Raw genomic sequence first — 22,244 nt, forward strand, 5'->3', positions numbered from 1 at the left:
GCATTTTTTAATATTTATGATACAATAGGATATGTTTGTAAAAGTTACTAAGTCTGGAAAGCATAAGTATGTCTCCATAGTCTCGGCATACAGAGACAAAGAAAAAAGTATCATAAAGCACAAGGTGATCCTTAACCTTGGTAGATTAGATATGATTGAGAACAACCCAATGTTTGGAAGATTAGGCCTTCGCCTTGCAGAACTATCAAAGTTTAAGGATATGATTGACCTGAATACGGTAAAAGGTGGAAATGTCGTTAATACTGGCTATGCTGTCTACAAGAAACTCTGGGATAACTATGGATTAAATAAACTGCTTAATGATATGAGAGAGAAAACAAATATCCAGTTTGACTTAAACACTTCTATCTTCTTAATGGCAGCAGAACACCTTATGAATCCAAAGAGTAAGCTTGGAACATACAACAATCAACTGCACTATGCTAATCTTCCTTCTGTAGGATTAAACCACCTCTATCGTTCCCTTGACATACTATCAGAGCATAAAGAAACAATTGAAGATTACCTTTTTAACAAACAGAAGAGCCTATTCAATATGAATGTTGATGTTGTCTTCTATGATGCAACAACATTCAGGTTTGAAAGCGTAAAGAAGGATACATTAAGAGACTTTGGATTCAGCAAAGAAAATAGGGTTAATGAAGTGCAGGTTGTCTTAGGACTGCTCATTGATATGGTTGGTCGGCCAATAGGATATGAACTCTTTCCTGGCAATACCTTTGAAGGTAAGACACTTGAGTCGTCCCTTGATAAACTCAGTGGAAGGTTTGGCATACGCAGGGTAATCATCGTTGCAGACAGAGGGCTAAATTCAAAGCTCAACTTAAAGAAAATCAAAGATAAAGGGTATGATTACATTGTTTCATCACGCATAAAGAGCATGAAGAAGGATGTGCAGGAAAGTATCCTGAATGAAGAGGGGTACGTCACAATAAAAGGGAAAGATACCCTTAACCTCAATTCAGCCGATTCAAGCCAAGATGAAGAAACCTTCAGATACAAGCTGCTTGATTATGTAAATACTGTAAGAGATACAGATAACAAACTGTATGACCTCAAAGAGAAGCTCCTTGTAACTTATTCTCCCTTGAGAGCTCAAAAGGATAGAGAGGATAGGCAGAGGTTGATTGATAAAGGAGTAAAATTTCTTGATAACCCTTCTGCTATCAGTGGAAGCTTGAAGCGTGGAGGAAGAAAATACCTCAAGGAGACAAACAAGCTGAACTGGGAATTGGATAAAAATGCAATGTCAAGGGATGAGATGTTTGATGGATACTATGCAATAGAGGTAAGCAAGACTGATATGAATGTAAATGACATTCTTGATGCACACCATGCTCTATGGAAGATAGAAGAATCATTCAGGATAATGAAGAGTACGTTGGAGGTTAGGCCAATCTTCCACTGGACCGAAAAAAGAATCAAAGGCCACTTTGTTGTTTGTTTCCTCTCTTTCCTTCTTGAAAGAACGCTTGAACTAACACTTAAAGAGAATAATATCAAAGCATCACCTGAAAGAATCAAAGAAGCACTCAACTTAATGAATCTTACAGAATTTAGTGCAGAAGGACATTCATTCTATCTTAAAACAAAGTGGGATGAGCTTGGTAACAAGATTCTTAAAATACTTCATATTAAACCTCCAAAAAACATTACTCCCTTTGAAGAGTTAAGAATCTAATCAGAACAAAAAGATCAAACAGAAGTTTGTAGTAGCAAAATGAAGGTTTTTAAAAATTAATTCTTAGGATTTATGCGGGTTGGTTCAAGGTCAACTGATAAAGTCGGGAGAAGAAACCATTGAACCGTTTAGGAAGGTCCTGTTTGGTACGGATCCGTTATCTCCTGTATAGTAATACGAATTAAATCCTTCGCTTTCAAGAATTTTTGTAACTACTTCTGGATGGACTCCATTAGGTGCAGAATATTCCTTAATTTTATATCCAATAATATTTTCAAGACATTGGGTATTCTTGTCTATGTAATTTTTTATTTCTTCTTCTGAGAGGGCGTTTTGATTTAAAAGCGAAGAGAAATAATTGTGAGCCCAACCTCCGTGGTCACCTATAATTCCGAATTTTGTAAGTTCTAAAACGAATTTTTTTCCTTTTCCACAAGCATCAAAACCTAAATTATCTCCAGGATAGTCTCTAAAATCACCTGCGCAAATGTGGATTGAATATTCAATCTCTTTATTTAGAAAGCCATTGTTTTCAAGGTATGGTATTGAGTTGTAATCAATATTTGAATCTATATGCAGATTAATAACAAGTCCTGGAATGCCATATGGAGCTGCCAATATATGCGGCACCTTTACTATTTCAAACAGAAATGATGAAAGTATAGTTCTTAATGGAAAGTCATCAGAATAGGACTTCAAATATCCAAGGGGAATTGAAACATACATTATATATCCTTTTGTTTTTCTTAGAGTTATCGAGGGGAATTTTTCTCCATTTGTTGTTTGTAAATATGCTAACACCTCTTCATCTTTCACGGTAATTGGTTCGACAACAGGGCTTGGATATAACAACTTGCCGTACATATATCCCGAAACAAATTTTCCGTTTTCAAGTTTGTAAGGTGGTATTTTAAGAATTTCTGCCGATTCATGAGATTTTAAGAACAAACTCCCTTCAACAAAGGTTTTTTCTTTATATTTTCCAAAATTGATGTTGCTTATGCCAAGAATTTCTGAAAGTATCCCTCTGTTTCTATAGGTTTTATCCTGATTTAGAACCCCTACGTCAAAAGCAACCAACACTGAGCCGCCCTCGTTAGTATATTCTTTAAGAAATGGAACTACTTCGTTCGGTAGATACTTATTGACTTCGTCCATAAAGATAATTGCTTTGTGAATTTTATAATAGTTTTTTGGATTTTCTGAAACAAGATCGAAGACGCTCTCAAGCTTATATGGCACTTTCAGCTCATCTAAAACACTTTTGTAGGCTTCAATCGGAAAAGAATATTCATTTGGGTTGTAAGCGAGGACAATGCTATAATATTGGTCTGTCTTTTTATTAAGAGCAATTATTAAAGCGGACAAAATCAATACAAATATAATTAGAAATGTTATTTTCCATTTCATTTTGTTTCGCCTTCTTTAGAGGAAATAAAACCATATACTATTACATCTTCACCAAGTATTACTTTTCCATTTGCAACTACAGATTTGATTTTGTTCTCAATCCCTATTCTTATGCCATTGTTTAGTTCTATATCAACCTGAGAAAATACATTACCTTTTACTGCTACATTATCATGAAGTTTTATTTTTCCTTCACTTATAAGATTCCCAACAATTTCAATGTTTCCCTTTATCTCAATGTCTTCATCAGATTTAATTGTTCCAATTATATATGAATCTTTCTCCTTTTCTTTGGCTATGTTATATGTCATTATCCTTTTTGCAAAAAGCCGTTCGAACTTTACGCCTTGAGACAATACAATATTTTCTCCTGCGCTTGCAACAACTCCTAAATTGCACTTTGCAGAAACAAAAATACTTTTCATAGAATCTATCCATCTTTTAATAAAAACATTCTTTCCAAGAAACATATCGGAGTCTGATGCAATTGCCCTAACTTCAGAGTTTTCATCTACGTAAAGAGTTCCTTTTGAATATACTTCTTTAAGTCTACAATTTTTGCCAATGTATAGATCTTTTAGTGTATAAATGATATTTTCTGTTTCAAAATTATCTCCAGTTCTGAACTCATAAAGCAACAATATCTCGTCATTTTTCAAGTACAATCTTCTATTTTCTTTTAATAAGTCTTCTAAGATATCATTTTTACAACATTTTCAATTTTATGTCTAAAAGATTTTCCAAAGAATCTTGGGTCTCTTGTAAATGAGAAGTTTATATTTAAAGGAAGAATGTCTCTTTTGGATACAACTTCAATTATTGCAAGGAAAAAAGGAATAAAAGCCAAAACCAAAAATAGTAATACTATAATCATTCTCTAAACCTCTCTGTCTTTTGCCATTTCAGTTCTTTCTTTGTAATTACATACCGCAATGCATCAAAAAATCCAAGAGTTGAAAACCACATTTCAAAAAAGAAATTAATTCCAAGGAGTGGCAACAACTTGACTCTTTCAGAAACTCCGTCAAGATAAGCGCCAACTGCAATTTCGAAAAAGGGTGCAAAGTTGCCAAAAGATTGCAATAAAGAAACGGAAAACAACGTTTGAATAATGAAGTAAAAGTACTCTGAAGAGAAGTAAAGAAATATCGAATTTATTATTCCTAAAAAAATCAAAAATGGCACAAGATAAACATTGAGAAGCAAGATTCCATCTATTTTTTCTAAAAATGAAAGTTTGTTTGAAGAGATGATTTTAGTAATGTACTGAAACATTACCTGATTGTGTCCGCAAGACCATCTTCTTATTTGCTTTGCTCTTACTTCCCACTTTTCTGGGACTTCTTCGTAGCATTCTGCTCTATTTGCGTAAATGACTTTATATCCCATTAAATAAAGCCTGAAGGTTAACTCTGTGTCTTCGGCAAGAACATTTTCATTAAAGCCTCCTGTTAAGATTACGGGCTCTTTTCTAAATGCGCCAACTGTCCCTCCATACTGAGCGATGAGTTTAAGGTTATATCGTGCCTGTTGATCAACTTGATATCCACCAATCCTTTCAAGGTCTATTAGCCGGGTAAGGATGTTTTTTGAAATGTTTAGTGGAACTACTCTTCCCATAACAGCGCCAACGCCAGGATCAATAAAGTTTATCACCAATTCTCTAATAAGTCCTTTTCCTGGAAGGTAGTCTGCATCAAATACAACAATTATGTCTCCAGATGCAAGTTTCAATGCATCGTTCAAAGAGTGAGGTTTTCCTCGTTTTTCACTGTTTCTAAATAAAGGTTTTATGTATTCATACTTTTCTGCAAAATTTTTCAAAATTTTCGAAGTATTGTCATTAGAATTGTCATCTATAGGAGTAATTTCAAGTTTATCTTTTGGATAGGTGGAAAGAACCAACGATATTAGAATATCTTTTGCGACTTTTTCTTCATTGTGCATAGGTATGAGAACTGTAACAAATGGCAAGTCAGAATCAACGATTTCTCCGTAGCTTATTCTTTGTTTTCCAAAAATTCTATTAAAACTAAAAATATAGTGTCGTATAGTGTAAACCAGCAGCACTATTGTTAATGCAACCGCATAAACTTTTGAAATAAACAGTATTACTCCTACCATTGGAAAGCCTCTTTTTCTATTTGTTTTACGGAACTTGCCACAAACAGAGAGAAGAATGCAACAAAATAAATGGCATCAAAGTATGGACCGAACACGAAAAAGAGCAAAGGAGTAAATAAATAAGAAAAATTTTTTGTTATATATACAAATGTTGCAAATCTTAAAGTATGAAACACTATTGCATATACGAGAATAGAAACTACGAAAAGTAACTTCTTGTAGAATTTTGTTTTGAAGAATACAGTTGACATAAAACCGATAATGGGAATTAAAATGAGAATTGATGCTTGAATATATGTTAGCATCTCTAAAAGTTTTGTGAGGTTATACGGAAAAAGTTGTTTAAAAAATATAAAATAAATTGATGAAGCGACTAAAATTAAGTCTATATATACAAAAAAGTATTTTATCATATGAGGTCTTAGAAGAAAGAGGAACAAAAGCATAACGATAGAAACTATCAAAACTGAAACTGAATATTTGGTTGATGGAAATTTGCCTGGTATGTCAAGTGTGTAAAGATGAAAGTGTTGTGTTTTAACAATGTTTACTTCGGTTAAGTTTATGTATTTTATTGTAAAACTTGCCCAAAAGATAGTAATCTTTGGAAGAAAAAAGTAAATAACTAAAACTATTAATAAAGTTGCAATAATGAGGCTAAAAATCTCTTTTTTCTCAATTTTGACTTTTCTATATGCTCTATGCGGTGTAAACTTTTCTTTCATACTATTGATTATTATAAATTAGTTGAAAAAAAATCAAAGTATATTAAACTGTTTTAATGAGGAGGTATGTATGAAAGCAATTGTTGTGGAGAATCTTACAAAGTATTATGGTGATGTTAAAGCGGTGGATGGAATTAATTTTGAAGTTGAAGAAGGTGAAATATTTGGCCTTATAGGTCCTAACGGTGCAGGAAAGACAACTACTTTGAGAATCCTTTCGACAATTATAAAAAAAGATTCAGGAGGTGTGAGTATTTTTGGTTATAAATTGGGTAGCGATGATGAAAAAATACGGGAGATTATAACATATCTTCCGGAAGAAGCAGGTGCCTATAAGACACTTTCTGGGTTAGGATACCTTCAGTTTATGGCAGGGTTTTATGCGAAATCAAAAGAAGAGTTTGATGAAATTATTGAAAGAGGAAAAAGTATTGCAAACCTTGGTGATAGGATAAAAGACAAAGTTTCAACTTATAGCAAGGGCATGACACGGAAACTTCTTTTAGCAAGGGCATTGATGCATCTTCCAAAACTTGCAATCTTAGATGAGCCAACATCGGGACTCGATGTTGTAAATTCTATAGAAATAAGGAACATTATTAAAGACTTCGTGAAACTTGGTGTAACTGTTCTTCTTTCATCTCACAATATGCTTGAAGTTGAGTTTCTTTCTGATAGAGTTGCTTTGATTGACAAAGGAAAAATCCTTGACATAGGGACTCCTGTTGGCCTTAAAGATAAATATAGTGCACGCAATCTTGAAGAAGTCTTTATGGAGGTTGTAAGATGAAAAACTTTCTAAATCTTTTGAAAAAGGATATTAAAGAAATAATCACGCCACAATTACTTGTGCCATTGGTGATAGTTGTTATTTTTTATGGATTAATAGGAAATGTTATGCAAACTGAGACAAAAAAGGCATCGAGTCCACAGCCGGTATTGGTTGTGGATTACGACAAAAGCACAATCTCATCACAATTTATCGAGAATTTGAAATCTGTTGCGCTACCTGAAGTATATTATGGAGGTTTTGTCCCCCCTATAGCTTACGCAGAAATGCGGAAAATTGATGTGGTAATTGAAATACCACCTGGTTTTGAAGAAAGTATTAAAGCGTTTAAGCAACCTCAAATGAAAGTATATTCGTTGATAAGGGGTATCTCGGTAATGTCAGTCTCACAACCTGCAAAGGTAAAAACTGTCATCTCGGCTGTTTCTGAAACCCTCTCAAATATGTACATAAAGAATTTCACAAATATTGATCCTGCAATAATTAAAAACCCCATTGCACTAAAAGAATATGTTGTTGTAAATGGAAAATTGGGCAATGCATCACCTGAAATGGTTTCGAATTTGCTTATGTCTCAGGTGATTTTTGTTCCGATAATTCTTGCCTTTGTTATAATATTTGCATCACAGATGATTGTAAGTCTTATTGCAAGCGAAAAGGAAAATAAGACCTTAGAAACCTTGATGACTGTGCCTGTAAGGCGACCTTTTATAATCCTCTCGAAGATGCTTGCTTCCTCTATTATGGCTCTCATTATTTCTGCGTTTTACCTTGTAGGTATGCGAAGTTATTTTAATGGTATCTCTATGGGCGAGTTTTCGACTGCTCAAGGCTCCTCTCTTCTCAAAGCGTTAGGCCTTGTTTATACGCCAGTGCAATATTTTTATATAGGACTTTTACTTTTCCTTACAATTGTTGCATCTCTTGCTTTGGCAAGTATTCTTGCAGTGTTTGCGGAGGATACAAAATCTGCGCAGATGTATTTAACGCCTCTTATGATACTTATAATGATTCCGTATTTCCTTTCGCTTTTTACTAATATTGACACACTGAGTATTCCACTTAAAATTCTTGTATACCTTATACCATTCTCATATCCTTTTATCGCTTCTCAAAAGATACTTTTTGGGTCAACTTCAATCGTTTATATAGGTGTTTTATATTTGCTTTTGTTTTCATCGATTGCAATCGTTGTTGCAACAAGAATTGTATCGTCAGATAGAATTTTTACAACCAAAGTAAAGAGAATGAAAATTTCACTTTTAGGGAAATAAATGAAAAGAATTTTAATTCTAACTTTAATTTTTATACTTTTATTTCAAGCCCCAGTTTCTTTGGGTTCAAGTTATCAAACAATTCCTAAATTAAATAAACTTAAGGGGATTTGTGTTCGGGTTGACGAACTAACAAAGCGGGGGATTGATAACTCTTTAAAAGAAATTAGCAATTATGGATACAATGCAATTTTTGTCTTAACGAAAACACCAGAAGGCCAAGTTACCTTTCCTTCAAAAAAATTTCCAGTCTTTACTAATGCACTTCCACAAATAATTGGAAGTGCACGAAAATATAGTTTAAAGGTTTATGCATACTTTCCTGTAATGATGGATAAGTATTACGGAACAATACATCCAGAAGATCTTATGGGAAATCTTGGATACGAGAAGAATACTTACTATATAAGTCTTCTTTCAAAAAACTACATAAGTTACATCAAATTGTTTCTTTCAGAACTTCTTCAATACGATATTGATGGGATTGTTTTCGACTACATAAGGTATCCAAACGGGTCTTATGATTTTTCTAATGCTTTCATATCGTATGGGACAAGTGCAGGCATAGATATGGATTATGTAAAGAATATTGCGTATAAAACATTTATTAAGCCTGCGGACTGGAAAACCATGTTTACCCTTTACGAGCAAGGTGACAATGATATTTTGAAATGGGTAAATTTAAGAGAAAAGGTACTTAAAGATGTCGCAACAGAATTAAAAAATTACGCACAACAATTAAAGCCTAATCTTAAATTTGGCGCGTTTCTTGTTTCCCGTGGGTATAGGTTTGACCTTATAAAGAATGCGCCCTCAATCAAGAAATCATATGCCTATCAAAAGGTGAATTTTGCCTATTTTGGAGATACGTTTAATGGAATTCTTGATTTTGTGATACCTATGGTTTATCTTTCAAACTTAGAGGAAACGCCTGATTACGCAACGGTTGTTGCAAATAAAATTAAGGTATTAACAAAAGGAAACCTTGAAGTTTTTATTGGCATAAATCCTGATAGCATTTCTTATAGCGATACGGAACTTGAGGTTTTTAATTCATATATTAGCACAAATGGTGCAGTTCTTTTTAGGCATCCACTTTTTAATTTTGGGGATATATCGTTTAAAAGCACATTAAAAGAAGGAAGTGCAGTTTCTTACACTGTAAAAAATAATCTTGGAGAAGAAAGATCGGAAACTACAATTTTTAGTGACATTTTTATTCCAAAGGGAACAAAAGAGGTTATCGTAAACCATTTTTACAAGTTTTATGCTCTCACATTTACAGTGGGCGATAAATCATATCTTGTCAATAACGAGCCTTTTTCGATGGATGTGGCACCTATTATTAAAGACTCAAGGACATTTGTCCCCATAAGATTTTTAGCGGAGGCCCTTGGTTTTAAAGTATCTTATATTTCAAAAACAAGAAGTGTTGTTATTGAAGATAATTGCATTGTTTTAAAGATTGGCAGTAAAGATTACACGGTTTCAGGAAATACATTTTCTATGGATGTTGCACCTTTCATTGAAAATTCAAGAACATACGTGCCACTCCGTTTTGTAATGGAAGCATTGGGATTTAAGGTAGGGTGGGATGAAATCAAAAGAAAAATAGACATTGAAGGAATTATAAGAATTGATTAGTCTGAAATTACAATACCCTCTTTACTCTTTTTTGCCTTATAGAGTGCTTCATCAAGTTTCTTAAGGAACTCTTCTAAACTTTCACCTTTATATTCTTTTACTCCTATTGATGTTGAAAGATTTAGGCTTTCTGTAATTTTAACAGAAGAAATCAATTCCTTTAGTCGTTTTGCTATGAGGTATGCTTCGTTTTCCTTCGCTTCTTCGAGTTTGATTATAAATTCGTCCCCACCAAATCTAAATATGTAGTCAGATTGTCGTAAGTTTTCTTTAATGACTTTTGCAAAACTTTTAAGTGCAATATCGCCTATGTTATGTCCATATGTATCATTTATGTTTTTAAATTTGTCCAAATCAAGCATTAGGCACGAAAATTTGACTCCGTATCGTTTATATCTGTCAATATTTCTTTTCAATTCGTCAAAAAGTTGTTGTCTTGTTTGAACTTCGGTAAGTTTATCGAATGCCGCTGTTTTAAAAAGTTGTTCAATTAATTTGTTTTTTTCAATTACGCTTGATGCATACATTGAAAATGCCTCGGCAAGCCCTTGAAAATCATCATTGTAAAAGTTGGGCGTGTAGCTATCAATGTTTATTATGTATTTTACTTCATTATCAACTAAAATTGGAATGCCAATCCAAGAGCGAGGAGAATTTCCAACCTTAAGCCAGAACTCGTATTTCAAAGTATCTTCCAAAATAAGTGGTGACTTTGTTTCTTTAATAATCTTAAGATTTTTTTCGTTCTTTCCTTTGAAGAGCGATTCTTCAAGTTCGCTTGCAGCGGTGCTATCTACGTTTTTTAGAACAACAAAGTGGTATGGAATTTCTGATACGTCCATTATTGTAACTGATTCTGCTTTAAAGATAAACAATGTAAGGTTTGAAAGCTTCCAAAGCGCCTCCTCTATTGTGAGACTGCTTTCAATTTCCCCAAAACTTTTTAAAATTTGTTCTAAATCATCCTTCATTTTTCTTTAACTTTTCTATGTAAAGCAGTTTATCGCATTCCGTAATAAATTCGTTTCTCCCTTCATTATTGTATTCTTTAATGCCAATCGAAACACCTGGTTTGAAAGTGACTCCTAAATTAATTTTTGAAAGGTTATTTTTAATTCTTCTTGCAATTTCTTTTGCCTTTGATTTATCGGTATGCGTAAGAATGACTGCAAACTCATCTCCTCCGATTCTAAATGGAATATCAGATGCTCTTATTGAATTTCTTACAACATCTGCAAATTCCTTTAAAAGAGTATCTCCAACTGGATGCCCAAATGTGTCATTTAAACTCTTGAATTTATCAAGATCCATTAGAAGCAAAGCAAATTTTGTTCCGTATCTCTGTGATTGGGTAATTTCGTAGGCAAGCCTACTTTCAAATTCTCTTCTATTGTAAAGTTTTGTTAGAGGATCAGTAATTGAATCCATTCTATATCTTTCAAGTAAAAGATTTTTGGTAAGTGCAATATTTATGTTTTTCTTGAAGATTTCAGCAAATTTTATATCTTCTTCGGAAAAGTAATAGGGCACATTTTTGCCAACATTGATGATAATGAAGACGGATTCTTCCAAGTCGAATAGTGGAATTCCAATCCACGATTTTGGACTGTAGGTTGTGATAGCCCAACCAGGAAATTCATCTGTATTAGGGATATAGTTTATCCTTCCTGTTCTTATAATCGCATCGATGTGCTCTCCGAAATATGGAGAATTAATGCTATTTTCGATTTCGGAGAGTTCTTTTAGATCTACGTTTCTTGAGCCGATGAATTTATATTGACCTTTGCCTTTGGAAGTGTTAAGTAAACTTACAGAATCTGCATTAAATAATGCATTTGATGCCTTTATTATCCACATGTAAGTTTCCTCAAGGACAAGAGTGCCACTTATCCTTGAAGAAAACTCAACGAGATTGTTTAATCTTTCAATATATTCTTTTTGTTTTTCCAAATCCTTTTTGTTTTTTTCGAGAATAAATTTATTTTCTATCGTGTCCCAAAGTTTTGTAAGTTCATATTTGAGATTTATGATCTGTTCTTTTGAATCACCTTTGAGTATAAATATGCATTCTGAATCATCGAGTTTTACTTTTACTGTTCTTATTGGATTGTTGATTTCTTTTATAAGATTTTCCTTAGGATAATCGCTTAATATGGAGGTGATTTGATTACCTGTCTTTATGAAGACAAAGAAGGATGTATTGTATTTAGATTCAAAGTAGTTTCTAAATGTTTTGATCAAATTATCAAAATTATTCATTTTAATGAGTTCGTCTTTTATTCTATTTTCTGAGACAAGTTGATAATAATTATTTTCAAGTATTTCAATGCGCTTAAGTGAAAATTCTTCAAAGGCAAAAAAGAGAATCGCAACTATGAATGCTTCGAGTATGTGGTTTTCTTTTGCAAGTGTTTGGTCTCCATTTACTAAAGCATGCACAAAGATATACATCAGAACTAAAATTACAGCAATCGAAGAAACTACTGCAATAACCCTATAAAACCTCGAATAACTCTTCGTCATCTAAAATAGTCTCTTTTATTTCTTCAGCATATACCGACTTTACTTCATCTTTTGAATTAAGCACTGTCTGTACTACTTTTGGGTCAAACTGAGTACCGCTAAAATCTACAAGTTCCGAGAATGTTTCATCGAGCGTTTTTTTCTTAGAGTGTGGCCTTCCAGATACCATTGCATCAATTGCATCTGCAACATGTACAATTCTACTTGAAATTGGAATTTGTCCATCCTTCAAACCTTTCGGATAGCCTCTACCATTATACCATTCATGATGATAGAGTACTGTTTCAGAAACACCTTCGAGTGTTTTAAGTTTTTTAATCAATCTGTAGCCCAACTCTGGGTGCCTAAAAATTTCAGTAAGTAAGTCCTGGGTAATAGGTGTATCCTTTTTGAGGATTTCTTCAGAGATGCCAATCTTACCTATGTCGTGCAAGAGACCTCCAATTTTACATTTGGTAACTTCATTTTTGGGAAGTCCCATATTCTTAGCAATAATTTCAGAAATTCTTGAGACCCTAAGGGAATGTCCTGCTGTATATGTGTCCTTAAGTTCAACAGCAGTAATAAGTGTCTTGAGCATGTCAATAAAACCCGATTTAATTGTGCTAACCAATCTACTTCCTGCAATAAGGCTTGATGCCATATTCACAAAAATTTCTGTTATATTAAGTTCCTCTTTATTGAAGGATTTCCCTCCAAGTTTCGTTAAAAGTATAACTCCATAAAGTTCAGAATTGAAAATGACAGGTGCAGCAAGAAGTGCTGAATCCTCATTTGGAGTGCCCGGGACATGTTTTGCGATACTACTTTTGTTTGCGCCGTTTAAGTATTGGGGAGTTTTATCGAGAGCAACTTTCCCTGAAAAACCCTCACCAATTTTAAGTCTTGACTTTAGAATTTGTTCTTTGTATATTCCTTCAACGAATTCGGGAATGAGTGCATCAATGCCATCGAATTTAAAATAAGTAAATTCATTTGCATCTGTAATTTGCTTAAGGATACTCCACATCTCAGTGAAGAAAAATTCTCTATTTTCAAGTTGGTACATTTTCCTTGAGAGTTTTTGCACTGAATTAAGAATCAAAGTTTGTTTTGCGATTTTTAAATTGGCCTCTCTTAATTTGAGAACCGTGTAGACTAATAAGCCAATTGATAAAACTAACAAAACCGAAATTATCGTTAGAATGCTATTCATACATTAAACCTAAAGTGTACTATCTCTTTGTCTTTAACAATGTAATTTGCTCCTTCAATTCTCAAAAGTCCTTTGGATTTAGCGTCCTTGAAAGAGAAATTTACACTTTTAAAGTCTTCGTAGGAGATAACTTCTGCTGCTATAAATCCACGCTCAATGTCAGAGTGAATTTTGCCTGCCACTTTTTTGGCATTAAGACCTTTCTCAAAGAGCCATGCCCTAACCTCATCCTCACCAACTGTGTAGAATACATCCAAGTTAAGCAGTTTCATAGTAAGTTCCAAAACTTCATTTATTGCCTCTTTCTCAAGGTTATACGAACTTAAAAATTCTTTCTTTTCGTCTTCTGTAAGTTGTGAAATTTCTTTTTCAAGTAAAACCGGTATTACTGCAAACTCTGTATTTTTGTAATTAAACTTTTTTCTCAAAGCTTCTTCTATCTTACTTCTTTGAGGGATTTTTTCTTCTGAAATGTTTATAAGATATAGTGTTGGCTTTAGTGTAAAAAGCCCAAAGGATTTTGTTGCAAGGCGCTCTTCATCAGTTAGTTCAAGTGATCGAAGAGGTGTCTCTGAGTCAAGTGCATCTTTAAATTTTTGAAGTGTTTTTTGTTCAAGCACCTTGTCTTGCGTTAACTTTTCTTTTTGAAGTCTTTCAAGTCTTTTTTCAACAACATCAAGATCGAGAAGAATCAAATCATTTTCAAAGATTTTAATATCTGTCTCAAAGTCATCTTTCGTAAAAGCATCAATGACAGTTATAAGAGCGTCAAATTGCCTTATAGACGAAAGTATTTCGTTTCTCCTCTTTGCCTGTTCTACCCCTGATGGAATTCCTGGTAAGTCTACAAAGGTCACTGTTGCAAATGTTGTTTTCTTTGGTTTGAAAACATTGGAAAGCTCAATGATATTTTGATCGAAAACTTTTACATCAGAAATGTTTTCTTTTTCAAAACTTACAGGAAAATCTTTTCCAACAAGGGCCTTAAAGAGGGTAGTTTTGCCACTTTGTGGTAGTCCTGTAATCGCAACTTTCATATTAAATTATACCTCTTTTCTTGAAAAATAAAAAAATAAAAAATGGTAGCGTAGCAGGGAGTTGAACCCTGATCTGGGGATTGAGAGCCCCCCGAACTAACCGTTGTTCTACTACGCCACCTGGCTGGGAAGGATGGATTCGAACCATCATTAGAGGATCCAGAGTCCCCTGTCCTACCATTAGACGACTTCCCAGTGCAAGTTTAATTATAAGGAAATAGGAAAAATTTTCAATAGGTTTTATTGAATTACTTTATTTCTTCTTCCTGAATTTCAACTCCCTTTTTCTTCAAAATTTCTTTTGCCTTCTCTTTAACTTCTTCAACTTTTTGAGTGGCCGTTTCCTTTAGTTCTTCGCCTTTTTCTTTTGCCTTTTCCGTAATCTCAATTCCTTTTTCTTTAATTATTTTTCTTGTTTCTTCTCCTGATTGCGGTGCGTATAGTATTCCAACTATAAATCCAACTAATGCGCCAATGAATAAACCGCCAATGAATGATTCAACTTTACTCTCGCTCATTTTTACCTCCTGTTAATTTTTTGTAAAGATTGTATCCCTGGACAACACCCAAGGCAATTTTTCCGATATTTAAAATACGTGAAATTATATCTTTTTGACTGCCAATTTGGGTAAGAGGTGTAAATATTGCATTTAAACTTGTGATTGTATTTATATTTCTAATGAGGTTTTTGGTTTCCTCAGTTATGCCTGTTGTATTTTTAAGTGTTTTCTCGAGTTCGTATGAAATAGCATCTATATTTTTTTGAAGAGTTTTAAGCGTTATTTCAACTTCTGTAAGCGTCTTTGTTATGTCTCTTTGAAAATTTAAAAGAAATATAAAAGTCCCTGCTACACCTAAAAGAAGACTTATTGCAATTATCCAAACCGCTATGGTGAGACTCATTTTTTAAACCTCCTTATAAAAGGGAACCCCAGGTAGGCCGTGACTTAGCAGATTCTGGAGTCCCGAAGGACAAGTGGGAGTTTAAGCACTTTTCTGGGAAGCCCGAAGGCTTCATACCTTCTGGTGCATCCACTCCCAAGACTATTGTGTTGGCCCCAATCCGCTAAGTTTAACACGCACCTCCCAGAGTTCCATTATATTTTACTACAATATCAAATATTTTCAACTACCGTTTGAAAGTGCGCATATAGTAATAAATATATTGCTGTGCATAACCTGAAAGACTTCCAAAAGTTTTTCTACCAAGCTCTGTAAGTTTTTTTGTTGAACCTCTTACATTAAAAATTTTTTCTAACCCCTTTTTAATCCAAGTGTCAACTGGGAACCCTGTAAGGTCTCCGTAGCCAAAAAGTATAATGCACTCAGATACTTTGTCACCGACTCCAAGAATTGAGGTTAGGAAATTCTTTTTTTCTTCGTAAGGTTTATCCCTAAGGTTTTCGAAATCTTCCATTGTATAGTTTTTGATGAGATTAAGAAAGAATTTTTCTCTAAAGCCTAATTTCAAAGAATGCACTGCTTCAATTGGAAGTTCAAGAATGTCTTCTCTTTTGGGAAACAAGTAGAATTTCATATTGTCTATTTCAATTTGTCTGTTTGTAAGTTCCGCAAGTTTATTGAGTCTTGAAGTAATTACAGGTATTTGTGATTGTATCGAAAATATGAAAGATATTGTTGTTTCGTATGGTGGCATTTGTATAAGTCTTATACCCTTTGAAAACTCAATTGCTTCCTTCAAGATTGGTGTAATTTGAATAATTTTTTTGTTTATATAATCAATATCGTGATTTAATCCAAAAATTGATGAAAATTCATCTTTTGAAAGATATGTGCCGTAAATTTCTACTTTGAGGGTTGTAATGTCGTTATTAACACTTTCTTGTAATTTTATAACGCTATCTCCATAAGGGTAATAATAGTAACCGCCTATGTTAAAAAACCTAAATGTTTGTCCACAATTGAGAGTTTTTTCCAAGGAGAAGTCTTTTAATTTAATTTCAAAACTATTTTGCAAGTTCGTAGAGTGCATTCCCATAGATTTTTGCTAAATTCACAAGATGGTCTATTGCGATATATTCATTTGCCATATGTTCAACTTTCTCCATCTCCTCGAATGTTGGGCCAAAGGCAACACCTAAATCCATCGCTCTTGCGTATGTACCGCCACCAATTGAAAGCGTATAACCTTTTCTTCCCGTTGTCTTTTCAAATACGTTAAGAAGTATTTTTACTAACTCCGAGTCTTCCTTTACATAAAGAGGATTTTGATTTCTATATTCTGAAACCTTCAAGCCGTAAACTTCTGCCACCTTATTAAAGCCATAAATAATACGCTCAAAATTGTCAGAGATTGGATACCTTATGTTGAAAGTTAATATTCCCGAAGATTCATTTATTTCAATTACGCCTAAGTTCATCGTTAATTTTCCTGAAAGAGAATCAACATTTGCAATACCCATGAGCCCGCCGTAGACATCAGTTCCAACATGTTTAACTATAAATTCAAGAACTTTTTTAACTTCCGGATGTTTTACTACATCGACGATTGCATTTGACAGTTTAACAATTGCATTTACCCCCTGCTCTGGGAGAGCACCGTGCGCAGATTTTCCATGCGCCTCAACAATCGTTCCTTTTACTTCAACTCCTTCTTCAAGATCTTTTAAATAAACTTCATCATTAAACTCTGCCTTTGCGTAGTCGGGCACCATATTTGGACGGTTTCCACCAGTAATTTTTACTTCTTCGTTTTTTGAATTAAAATCACTTCGTAGTGTTACATTTAAAATTCCTTTTTCTCTGTTAATCAAGGGAAATTCCGCATCAGGGGTAAAGCCAATAAGTGGGTCATGGACTACATTCTTGAAATGTGCCATACATTTCCAGCCTGTTTCCTCGTTTGTCCCAAAAACGATTCTTATTCTTTTCGAAAGTTTTGCCCCGGTTTCTTTAAGAGTATATGCACCAAAAAGTGCAGCCATTGTTGGGCCTTTGTCGTCGATAGCGCCTCTGCCGTAGATTTTTCCATCGTGAATTTCTGCTCCATACGGTGGATAAGTCCAACCAGTTCCCTCGGGAACAACATCAAGGTGTCCAAGTACGCTTATTACATCTTTCCCTTCTCCAAATTCTGCATATCCCACAATATTATCAATGTTAACTGTTCTAAAACCGAGATCTTTTGAAATTTGAAGTGCAAGCAAAAGTGCATTCTTCACATTTTCTCCAAATGGAGCTCCTTCCGTAGGATTATCTTCTACACTTGGAATCCTAATGATTTCTTGTGTAATTTCAACAAGCCTTTGCTTATTTTCGTCTATGAATTTTTCCATAATAAGCCTCCTTCAAGTTATTTTAACATGTTTTTGAAATTTTTCGACACCTTTGCTATAGTATATAATGCGAAAATATTTTCGTATATTTAAAGCAGGAGGTAGTTATAAAATGGACGATAAATTTAGTTTATTGAAGGATTATGTAAGAATGCTTGCTATTTACTATGGTAAGAATTTTAACCTACCGATTGAGGATCTCTTTCAGGAAGGCTTTCTTGCATATTACGAGAACATAGAGCACTATAGAGGTCTTAGAGAGGAAGAGTTTTTACTTGTTATGAAGAGGATTGTTAACAGAGCAATGTATAGATTCGTAAAAAGCGAATTAGAGCGAAGAGGAAAAGAAATATCTTTGGACAATTGGGAGGAAATGTGAACTTATTAGACTATGAAATTGGACTTATTTTTGACAAAGTTTCGAAGAAGTTAAACCGCAAGGAATTTGAAATTTATTGGTATTTGCGTTATGAGAGGGTTCCTTATGATAACGATTCTACGATTGCAAGAAAGTTGGGGATTCCTCGGACAACCTATATTTCAAGAAAGAAGAAGTTTGAAGAGAACTTGCGCAAACTCATTCTCGAAGAAATAGGAATTGAGGGAGTCCAAAGAATAAACGAAAAGTTTTTCAGAATAAAGGATTTTGAATAAAATATAAGGTTATGAAAATAGTTGAAGATTTGCATGTACATACTAAATATTCAAAAGACTCAAAAGAAGAACCTATGAACTATGTGAATTTGGCAAAAGAACGAGGCCTTTCTTATTTGGGTTTTTCCGAGCATATAGATCTTGATCCACTTGATAAAGACTTTGGATACTATAAATTTGATAAGGTGTATGAAGAATACTTAAGACTAAAGGACTTTGTAGGTGATAGTTTTGAATTTGTTTTTGCAGTAGAGTTAACTTACCAAAGCACCATGCACAGCGCAATTGAGGAGGAAGTATTAACAAAACCTTATGATTATATCATTGGCTCCGTGCACAGGGTGAATGGCTACACCATCTCAGGCCCGCACGGAGTCGGTTATTTTGATGGTGTTGATGAATATACTGCTTACATGCGATATTTTGAAGAGGTTTTGAATCTTGTGGAAACTGACTACTACGATATTGTTGGACATATTGATGTTATTAAGCGTTATGGGAAAAATTTTTACGGCGAATTTCATATTGATAAATACGTTGATATATTAACCGAAATATTAAAAAAGATAATTAAAAAAGGCAAAGTTATCGAGATTAATGCATCTGCCTTTAGACAGGGGTTTTCGGAACCATACCCCTCAAGAGAAGTTTTAGAACTCTATAAAAAATTGGGTGGACATGAAGTTATTTTAGGGTCGGATGCTCACTCTGTAAAGCAATTTAATGCGCATTTAGAAGAGTCAGTCCTATTTGCAATGAGTGTTTTTGATTTTGATGCTGTTTCATATAAAATGAGAAATAAGGTAAAGGTTTCTAAACTAAGCGATTTATTAAAATAGGAGGCAAAAGATGAGTAAGGATTTTGTTGTAAATGAAGAAGTCCTTCGAAGGACAATTGAAAGAGCAAGAGAAAAAAACATTATTATCCCAACCTATGAAGAAATGAGAGATCCCAAGAAGATACCAGAGGGCATAAAAGAGGAATTAAAAAACATTGGTTTGTGGGATTTACATCCAAGAAACCTTTTTAGAATTACATGGAAAAACGAACCTGTTAAATTTGGTGGTGGTTTTGATGGAGTAAATTATATTGAACTTCCCAAAGAACTTACTGGTGTAAAGGCAAGAATTTTTATCCTTTTAGGAAAATTTTTCCCAACAGGTGCGCACAAGGTTGGCGCAACATTTGGACCACTTGTTGAGAAACTTGTGCGCGGTGAATTTGACCCGACAAGACAAAAGGCGTTGTGGCCATCAACCGGAAACTATTGTAGGGGTGGTGCATATAACTCAGCACTTCTTGGTTGTAAGGCAATTGCAGTGCTTCCCGAAGGAATGTCAAAAGAACGGTTTGAATGGCTTAAAAGCATCGGAGCAGAGGTTTATGCAACCCCTGGCGTTGAAAGTAATGTAAAGGAAGTTTTCGACAAGACAAAAGAGTTGAAGCAGAAATATCCAGATGAAGTTGTTGTATTAAACCAGTTTGAAGAGTTTGGAAACCCTGTTTGGCACTATGCGGTGACGGGTCCTGCAATGGAAGAAGTTTTTGAGAATAACAAGCGAGAAGGAGATAGATTTACTGCATTGTTCTTAACCCAAGGATCTGGTGGCACGCTCGGTTCAGGAAATTACTTAAGACAAAAATTCCCAAAGATCAAAATTGGTGCAGGCGAAGCACTTCAATGCCCAACGCTTCTTTACAATGGATATGGTGCCCACAGAATTGAAGGGATTGGAGACAAACATGTGCCCTGGGTTATCGATGTAAAGAACCTTGATATGGTTGTTGATATTGACGACGAATACACAATGCACATTTTGAGGTTGTTTAATGAGCCAGAAGGAAGAAAGTACCTCAAGAGGTTTGTGCCCGCTGAACTTGTTGATAAACTTGACCTTCTTGGAATATCTTCCATTGCAAATATTGTTGGTGCAATAAAGATGGCAAAGTACTACGAAATGACCGAGCATGATACAGTATTTACCGTTGCAACTGACTCAATGGAACTATATCAATCGAGAATTCAGGAGTTAAGAGAGCAATATGGTGAATACAGCGAAATTGAAGCAGCAAAGGATTTTGAAAGGTATCTTATGGGCATAACAACCGATTGGATGATTGAAATGAACTACTACGATAAGAAGAGAATGCACAACCTAAAATATTTTACATGGGTGGAGCAACAAGGGAAAACTGTTGAGGAATTAAATGAACAATGGTATAACGATAACTACTTTATTGAACGTCTGGAGTCTTATAAGAAATGGGATGAATACATAAGAGAATTCAATGAGAAAGTCGGTCTTATAAAGAAATATCGATAGTATTGTCGTTAAGGGGAGTGCTTGACACTCCCCCATTTTTTATTTATAATCGGTAAAGTAATAATTTTTAGGAGGAAAAAATGGGAGAAAAAGTTAAGGTTGAATTAAAGCAGGCATATGGGCTTACTGTGATTGCAAGGGCAAATTCCAACTCTTGGGTTGTGATGGATGGTCCGGAAACTTTCAACGGGCATAATGCAGGCCCAAGACCTATGGAACTTTTGCTTATGGGACTTGCAGGTTGTACTGGGCAGGATGTCATTTCTATCCTTGATAAGATGAAAGTTCCTTATAAAGATTTTAGAATTGAAATCGAAGCAGATAAAGCAGATGAACATCCAAAGGTTTATACAAAGATTCATATAAAGTATATTGTTTACGGTGATGTGCCAGAGGATAAGTTTGTAACTGCAATAGAGCTTTCGAAAACAAAATATTGCTCAGCACAGGCAATGCTTTCAAAGGCCGCAGAAATTACAACTTCTTATGAAATAATAAAATAAGTAATTGTAATTCGTTTTTGAAAGGTGTAAGGAAGGGTCGATATAGCCCTTCCTATTTTCTTCTGTAAAGCAATTTTTCATTTTCCACAAACTGCTCAATTTCATCATTATTTATGAAGTAATTAAGTATAGATCTTATTGAACTTTCAATAAGTGTGTAGGTTACAGGATCGTGGGGAAAAACTTCGAGATTAAATAAAATTTCTTGTAAGGTTTTTGGCTTAATTAAAGTGTTAAAGACTTTCTCTTTTATTTCGTTTATCCTATCAATGTTATATCGAATTATCGAATCTCCTTCACTTTTAGTGTATGCTTTTCCATGCGATGGTATTATAAATTCATAGTTAAAGGTAGGTATTAGATTTAAGGAATATTCAAACTTTTCAAGATCATGGAAATAAGGAACTATATATTTATCAAGGACTTCCTTTGAGAAGAATGCATCTGCTGAAAACAAAATATTTTCAATTTTTAAGCCTACCATTCCGATTGAATGCCCTGAAAGATTAATGATTTCAAAATCATCGTAAGTGAGTTTATCAAATTCGTAAGTTGCTAAATCTACCTTGACTTCACTACTTTTAACCCACTTTGAAAGAAAATTTTTATTAGGGCTACTTCCCAAAGATAAATATATTGGCTCAAGGATTGGATTTTCTATAAATACTTTTTCCTCTATACTTGCAATAACTTTTAAGCCAAATTGCTCTTTTAAGAAACTTGCTCCACCTGTATGGTCTGCATGATGATGAGTTAGAAGAAGATGAGTTGGCTTTATTCCTGAATCCTGTAAGACTCTTTTTATCTTTTTGCCTTTATCCTTATCAATGCCTGCATCGATAATTAAAAATCCATCGTTTAATTCAATTATTCCTATGTTTGTTGAATCCTCGAGGTAAAAAATACCACTCTTTACACTTTTTAGTTCCATCATTTGATTATAGCACTTTATGGTGGAGAAGAGAACTTTTTGAATAGAAGTAAATTTTTAGTATAATTTATTTAATTTCATGAGAGTGTAAATTAACGAGAGTGGAGGTTT

Annotated in this window: 23 protein-coding genes and 2 tRNA genes; 9 read left to right on the forward strand and 16 right to left on the reverse strand. The window is 34.1% G+C overall.

Going from position 1 to position 22,244, the window contains the following annotated elements; all coding sequences use genetic code 11:
- The first annotated feature begins 31 nt into the window (after window positions 1–31).
- A complete protein-coding gene (locus tag CSE_RS01640; RefSeq protein ID WP_014452655.1) occupies window positions 32–1,702 on the forward strand; it encodes an IS1634 family transposase in 1,671 nt (556 codons plus the stop codon).
- Window positions 1,703–1,792: 90 nt separating this feature from the next.
- Here CSE_RS01640 and CSE_RS01645 read toward each other — a convergent pair whose 3' ends face one another.
- From CSE_RS01645 to CSE_RS01665, 5 genes are read right to left on the reverse strand one after another with little or no spacing between them, the layout of a single operon-like run.
- The gene (locus tag CSE_RS01645; protein WP_014452890.1) at window positions 1,793–3,112 is read right to left on the reverse strand and encodes a polysaccharide deacetylase family protein; all 1,320 of its coding nucleotides are present in this window, start codon (window positions 3,110–3,112) and stop codon (window positions 1,793–1,795) included.
- Complete coding sequence (locus CSE_RS01650) at window positions 3,109–3,771, reverse strand: bactofilin family protein (protein ID WP_041726023.1); 663 nt, start codon at window positions 3,769–3,771, stop codon at window positions 3,109–3,111. The genes CSE_RS01645 and CSE_RS01650 overlap by 4 nt, the downstream gene beginning before the upstream one ends.
- Window positions 3,772–3,803: 32 nt before the next feature.
- Window positions 3,804–3,986, reverse strand: coding sequence for a hypothetical protein (locus tag CSE_RS01655; RefSeq protein ID WP_014452892.1), 183 nt, complete (start codon window positions 3,984–3,986; stop codon window positions 3,804–3,806).
- Entirely contained in the window at window positions 3,983–5,236 is a 1,254-nt protein-coding gene (locus CSE_RS01660; RefSeq protein WP_014452893.1) for a glycosyltransferase, read from the reverse strand. Before CSE_RS01660 ends, CSE_RS01655 begins: the two co-directional genes overlap by 4 nt.
- Window positions 5,230–5,961 (reverse strand): hypothetical protein, encoded by a 732-nt coding sequence (locus CSE_RS01665; protein ID WP_014452894.1) that lies wholly within the window; start codon window positions 5,959–5,961, stop codon window positions 5,230–5,232. Before CSE_RS01665 ends, CSE_RS01660 begins: the two co-directional genes overlap by 7 nt.
- A gap of 70 nt (window positions 5,962–6,031) precedes the next feature.
- Here CSE_RS01665 and CSE_RS01670 point away from each other — a divergent pair, with 70 nt between their 5' ends.
- The 3 genes from CSE_RS01670 to CSE_RS07815 are packed head-to-tail and all read left to right on the forward strand — an operon-like array spanning window position 6,032 to window position 9,669.
- Window positions 6,032–6,751, forward strand: a complete 720-nt coding sequence (locus tag CSE_RS01670) for an ABC transporter ATP-binding protein (protein ID WP_014452895.1) — start codon at window positions 6,032–6,034, stop codon at window positions 6,749–6,751.
- Window positions 6,748–8,025, forward strand: coding sequence for an ABC transporter permease (locus tag CSE_RS01675; RefSeq protein ID WP_014452896.1), 1,278 nt, complete (start codon window positions 6,748–6,750; stop codon window positions 8,023–8,025). The genes CSE_RS01670 and CSE_RS01675 overlap by 4 nt, the downstream gene beginning before the upstream one ends.
- A complete protein-coding gene (locus CSE_RS07815) occupies window positions 8,026–9,669 on the forward strand; it encodes a stalk domain-containing protein (RefSeq protein WP_014452897.1) in 1,644 nt (547 codons plus the stop codon).
- Here CSE_RS07815 and CSE_RS01685 read toward each other — a convergent pair.
- The 10 genes from CSE_RS01685 to pepV form a co-directional block, all read right to left on the reverse strand.
- Window positions 9,666–10,640 carry a sensor domain-containing diguanylate cyclase gene (locus CSE_RS01685; RefSeq protein WP_014452898.1) on the reverse strand — a complete coding sequence of 325 codons (975 nt, stop codon included), beginning with the start codon at window positions 10,638–10,640 and terminating at the stop codon, window positions 9,666–9,668. The two genes, CSE_RS07815 and CSE_RS01685, sit on opposite strands and share 4 nt — an antisense overlap.
- Window positions 10,630–12,192: a sensor domain-containing diguanylate cyclase gene (locus CSE_RS07820; protein WP_014452899.1), complete on the reverse strand. Its 1,563-nt coding sequence runs from the start codon at window positions 12,190–12,192 to the stop codon at window positions 10,630–10,632. The genes CSE_RS01685 and CSE_RS07820 overlap by 11 nt, the downstream gene beginning before the upstream one ends.
- The gene (locus tag CSE_RS07825; RefSeq protein WP_014452900.1) at window positions 12,164–13,387 is read right to left on the reverse strand and encodes an HD domain-containing phosphohydrolase; all 1,224 of its coding nucleotides are present in this window, start codon (window positions 13,385–13,387) and stop codon (window positions 12,164–12,166) included. The genes CSE_RS07820 and CSE_RS07825 overlap by 29 nt, the downstream gene beginning before the upstream one ends.
- Window positions 13,384–14,424, reverse strand: a complete 1,041-nt coding sequence (locus CSE_RS01700) for a DUF933 domain-containing protein (RefSeq protein ID WP_014452901.1) — start codon at window positions 14,422–14,424, stop codon at window positions 13,384–13,386. Before CSE_RS01700 ends, CSE_RS07825 begins: the two co-directional genes overlap by 4 nt.
- Window positions 14,425–14,467: 43 nt before the next feature.
- A tRNA-Glu gene (locus CSE_RS01705) sits at window positions 14,468–14,542 on the reverse strand.
- Between the two features lie 3 nt (window positions 14,543–14,545).
- Window positions 14,546–14,619, reverse strand: a tRNA-Gln gene (locus CSE_RS01710).
- A 53-nt stretch (window positions 14,620–14,672) separates the two neighbouring features.
- Window positions 14,673–14,942 (reverse strand): YtxH domain-containing protein, encoded by a 270-nt coding sequence (locus CSE_RS01715; RefSeq protein WP_014452902.1) that lies wholly within the window; start codon window positions 14,940–14,942, stop codon window positions 14,673–14,675.
- Window positions 14,929–15,327, reverse strand: coding sequence for a DUF948 domain-containing protein (locus CSE_RS01720; RefSeq protein ID WP_014452903.1), 399 nt, complete (start codon window positions 15,325–15,327; stop codon window positions 14,929–14,931). The genes CSE_RS01715 and CSE_RS01720 overlap by 14 nt, the downstream gene beginning before the upstream one ends.
- A 226-nt stretch (window positions 15,328–15,553) precedes the next feature.
- Window positions 15,554–16,423, reverse strand: coding sequence for a DNA-3-methyladenine glycosylase 2 (locus CSE_RS01725; RefSeq protein WP_014452904.1), 870 nt, complete (start codon window positions 16,421–16,423; stop codon window positions 15,554–15,556).
- The gene (gene pepV / locus CSE_RS01730) at window positions 16,392–17,720 is read right to left on the reverse strand and encodes a dipeptidase PepV (RefSeq protein WP_014452905.1); all 1,329 of its coding nucleotides are present in this window, start codon (window positions 17,718–17,720) and stop codon (window positions 16,392–16,394) included. The genes CSE_RS01725 and pepV overlap by 32 nt, the downstream gene beginning before the upstream one ends.
- A gap of 112 nt (window positions 17,721–17,832) precedes the next feature.
- On the opposite strand from pepV, the gene CSE_RS01735 reads away from it, so the two are divergent.
- The 5 genes from CSE_RS01735 (at window position 17,833) to CSE_RS01755 (ending at window position 21,202) form a co-directional block, all read left to right on the forward strand.
- A complete protein-coding gene (locus CSE_RS01735) occupies window positions 17,833–18,099 on the forward strand; it encodes a sigma factor (RefSeq protein ID WP_014452906.1) in 267 nt (88 codons plus the stop codon).
- The gene (locus CSE_RS01740; RefSeq protein ID WP_014452907.1) at window positions 18,096–18,374 is read left to right on the forward strand and encodes a hypothetical protein; all 279 of its coding nucleotides are present in this window, start codon (window positions 18,096–18,098) and stop codon (window positions 18,372–18,374) included. The genes CSE_RS01735 and CSE_RS01740 overlap by 4 nt, the downstream gene beginning before the upstream one ends.
- A gap of 11 nt (window positions 18,375–18,385) precedes the next feature.
- The gene (locus CSE_RS01745) at window positions 18,386–19,213 is read left to right on the forward strand and encodes a histidinol-phosphatase HisJ family protein (protein WP_014452908.1); all 828 of its coding nucleotides are present in this window, start codon (window positions 18,386–18,388) and stop codon (window positions 19,211–19,213) included.
- Window positions 19,214–19,223: 10 nt separating this feature from the next.
- Entirely contained in the window at window positions 19,224–20,699 is a 1,476-nt protein-coding gene (locus CSE_RS01750; RefSeq protein ID WP_014452909.1) for a pyridoxal-phosphate dependent enzyme, read from the forward strand.
- An 80-nt stretch (window positions 20,700–20,779) separates the two neighbouring features.
- On the forward strand, window positions 20,780–21,202 hold the full coding sequence (locus CSE_RS01755; protein ID WP_014452910.1) for an OsmC family protein: 423 nt from the start codon (window positions 20,780–20,782) through the stop codon (window positions 21,200–21,202).
- A gap of 52 nt (window positions 21,203–21,254) precedes the next feature.
- Here CSE_RS01755 and CSE_RS01760 read toward each other — a convergent pair whose 3' ends face one another.
- Window positions 21,255–22,136 carry an MBL fold metallo-hydrolase gene (locus CSE_RS01760; protein WP_014452911.1) on the reverse strand — a complete coding sequence of 294 codons (882 nt, stop codon included), beginning with the start codon at window positions 22,134–22,136 and terminating at the stop codon, window positions 21,255–21,257.
- Window positions 22,137–22,244: the final 108 nt, after the last annotated feature.

The organism is Caldisericum exile AZM16c01 (assembly GCF_000284335.1).
Lineage (GTDB): Bacteria > Caldisericota > Caldisericia > Caldisericales > Caldisericaceae > Caldisericum > Caldisericum exile.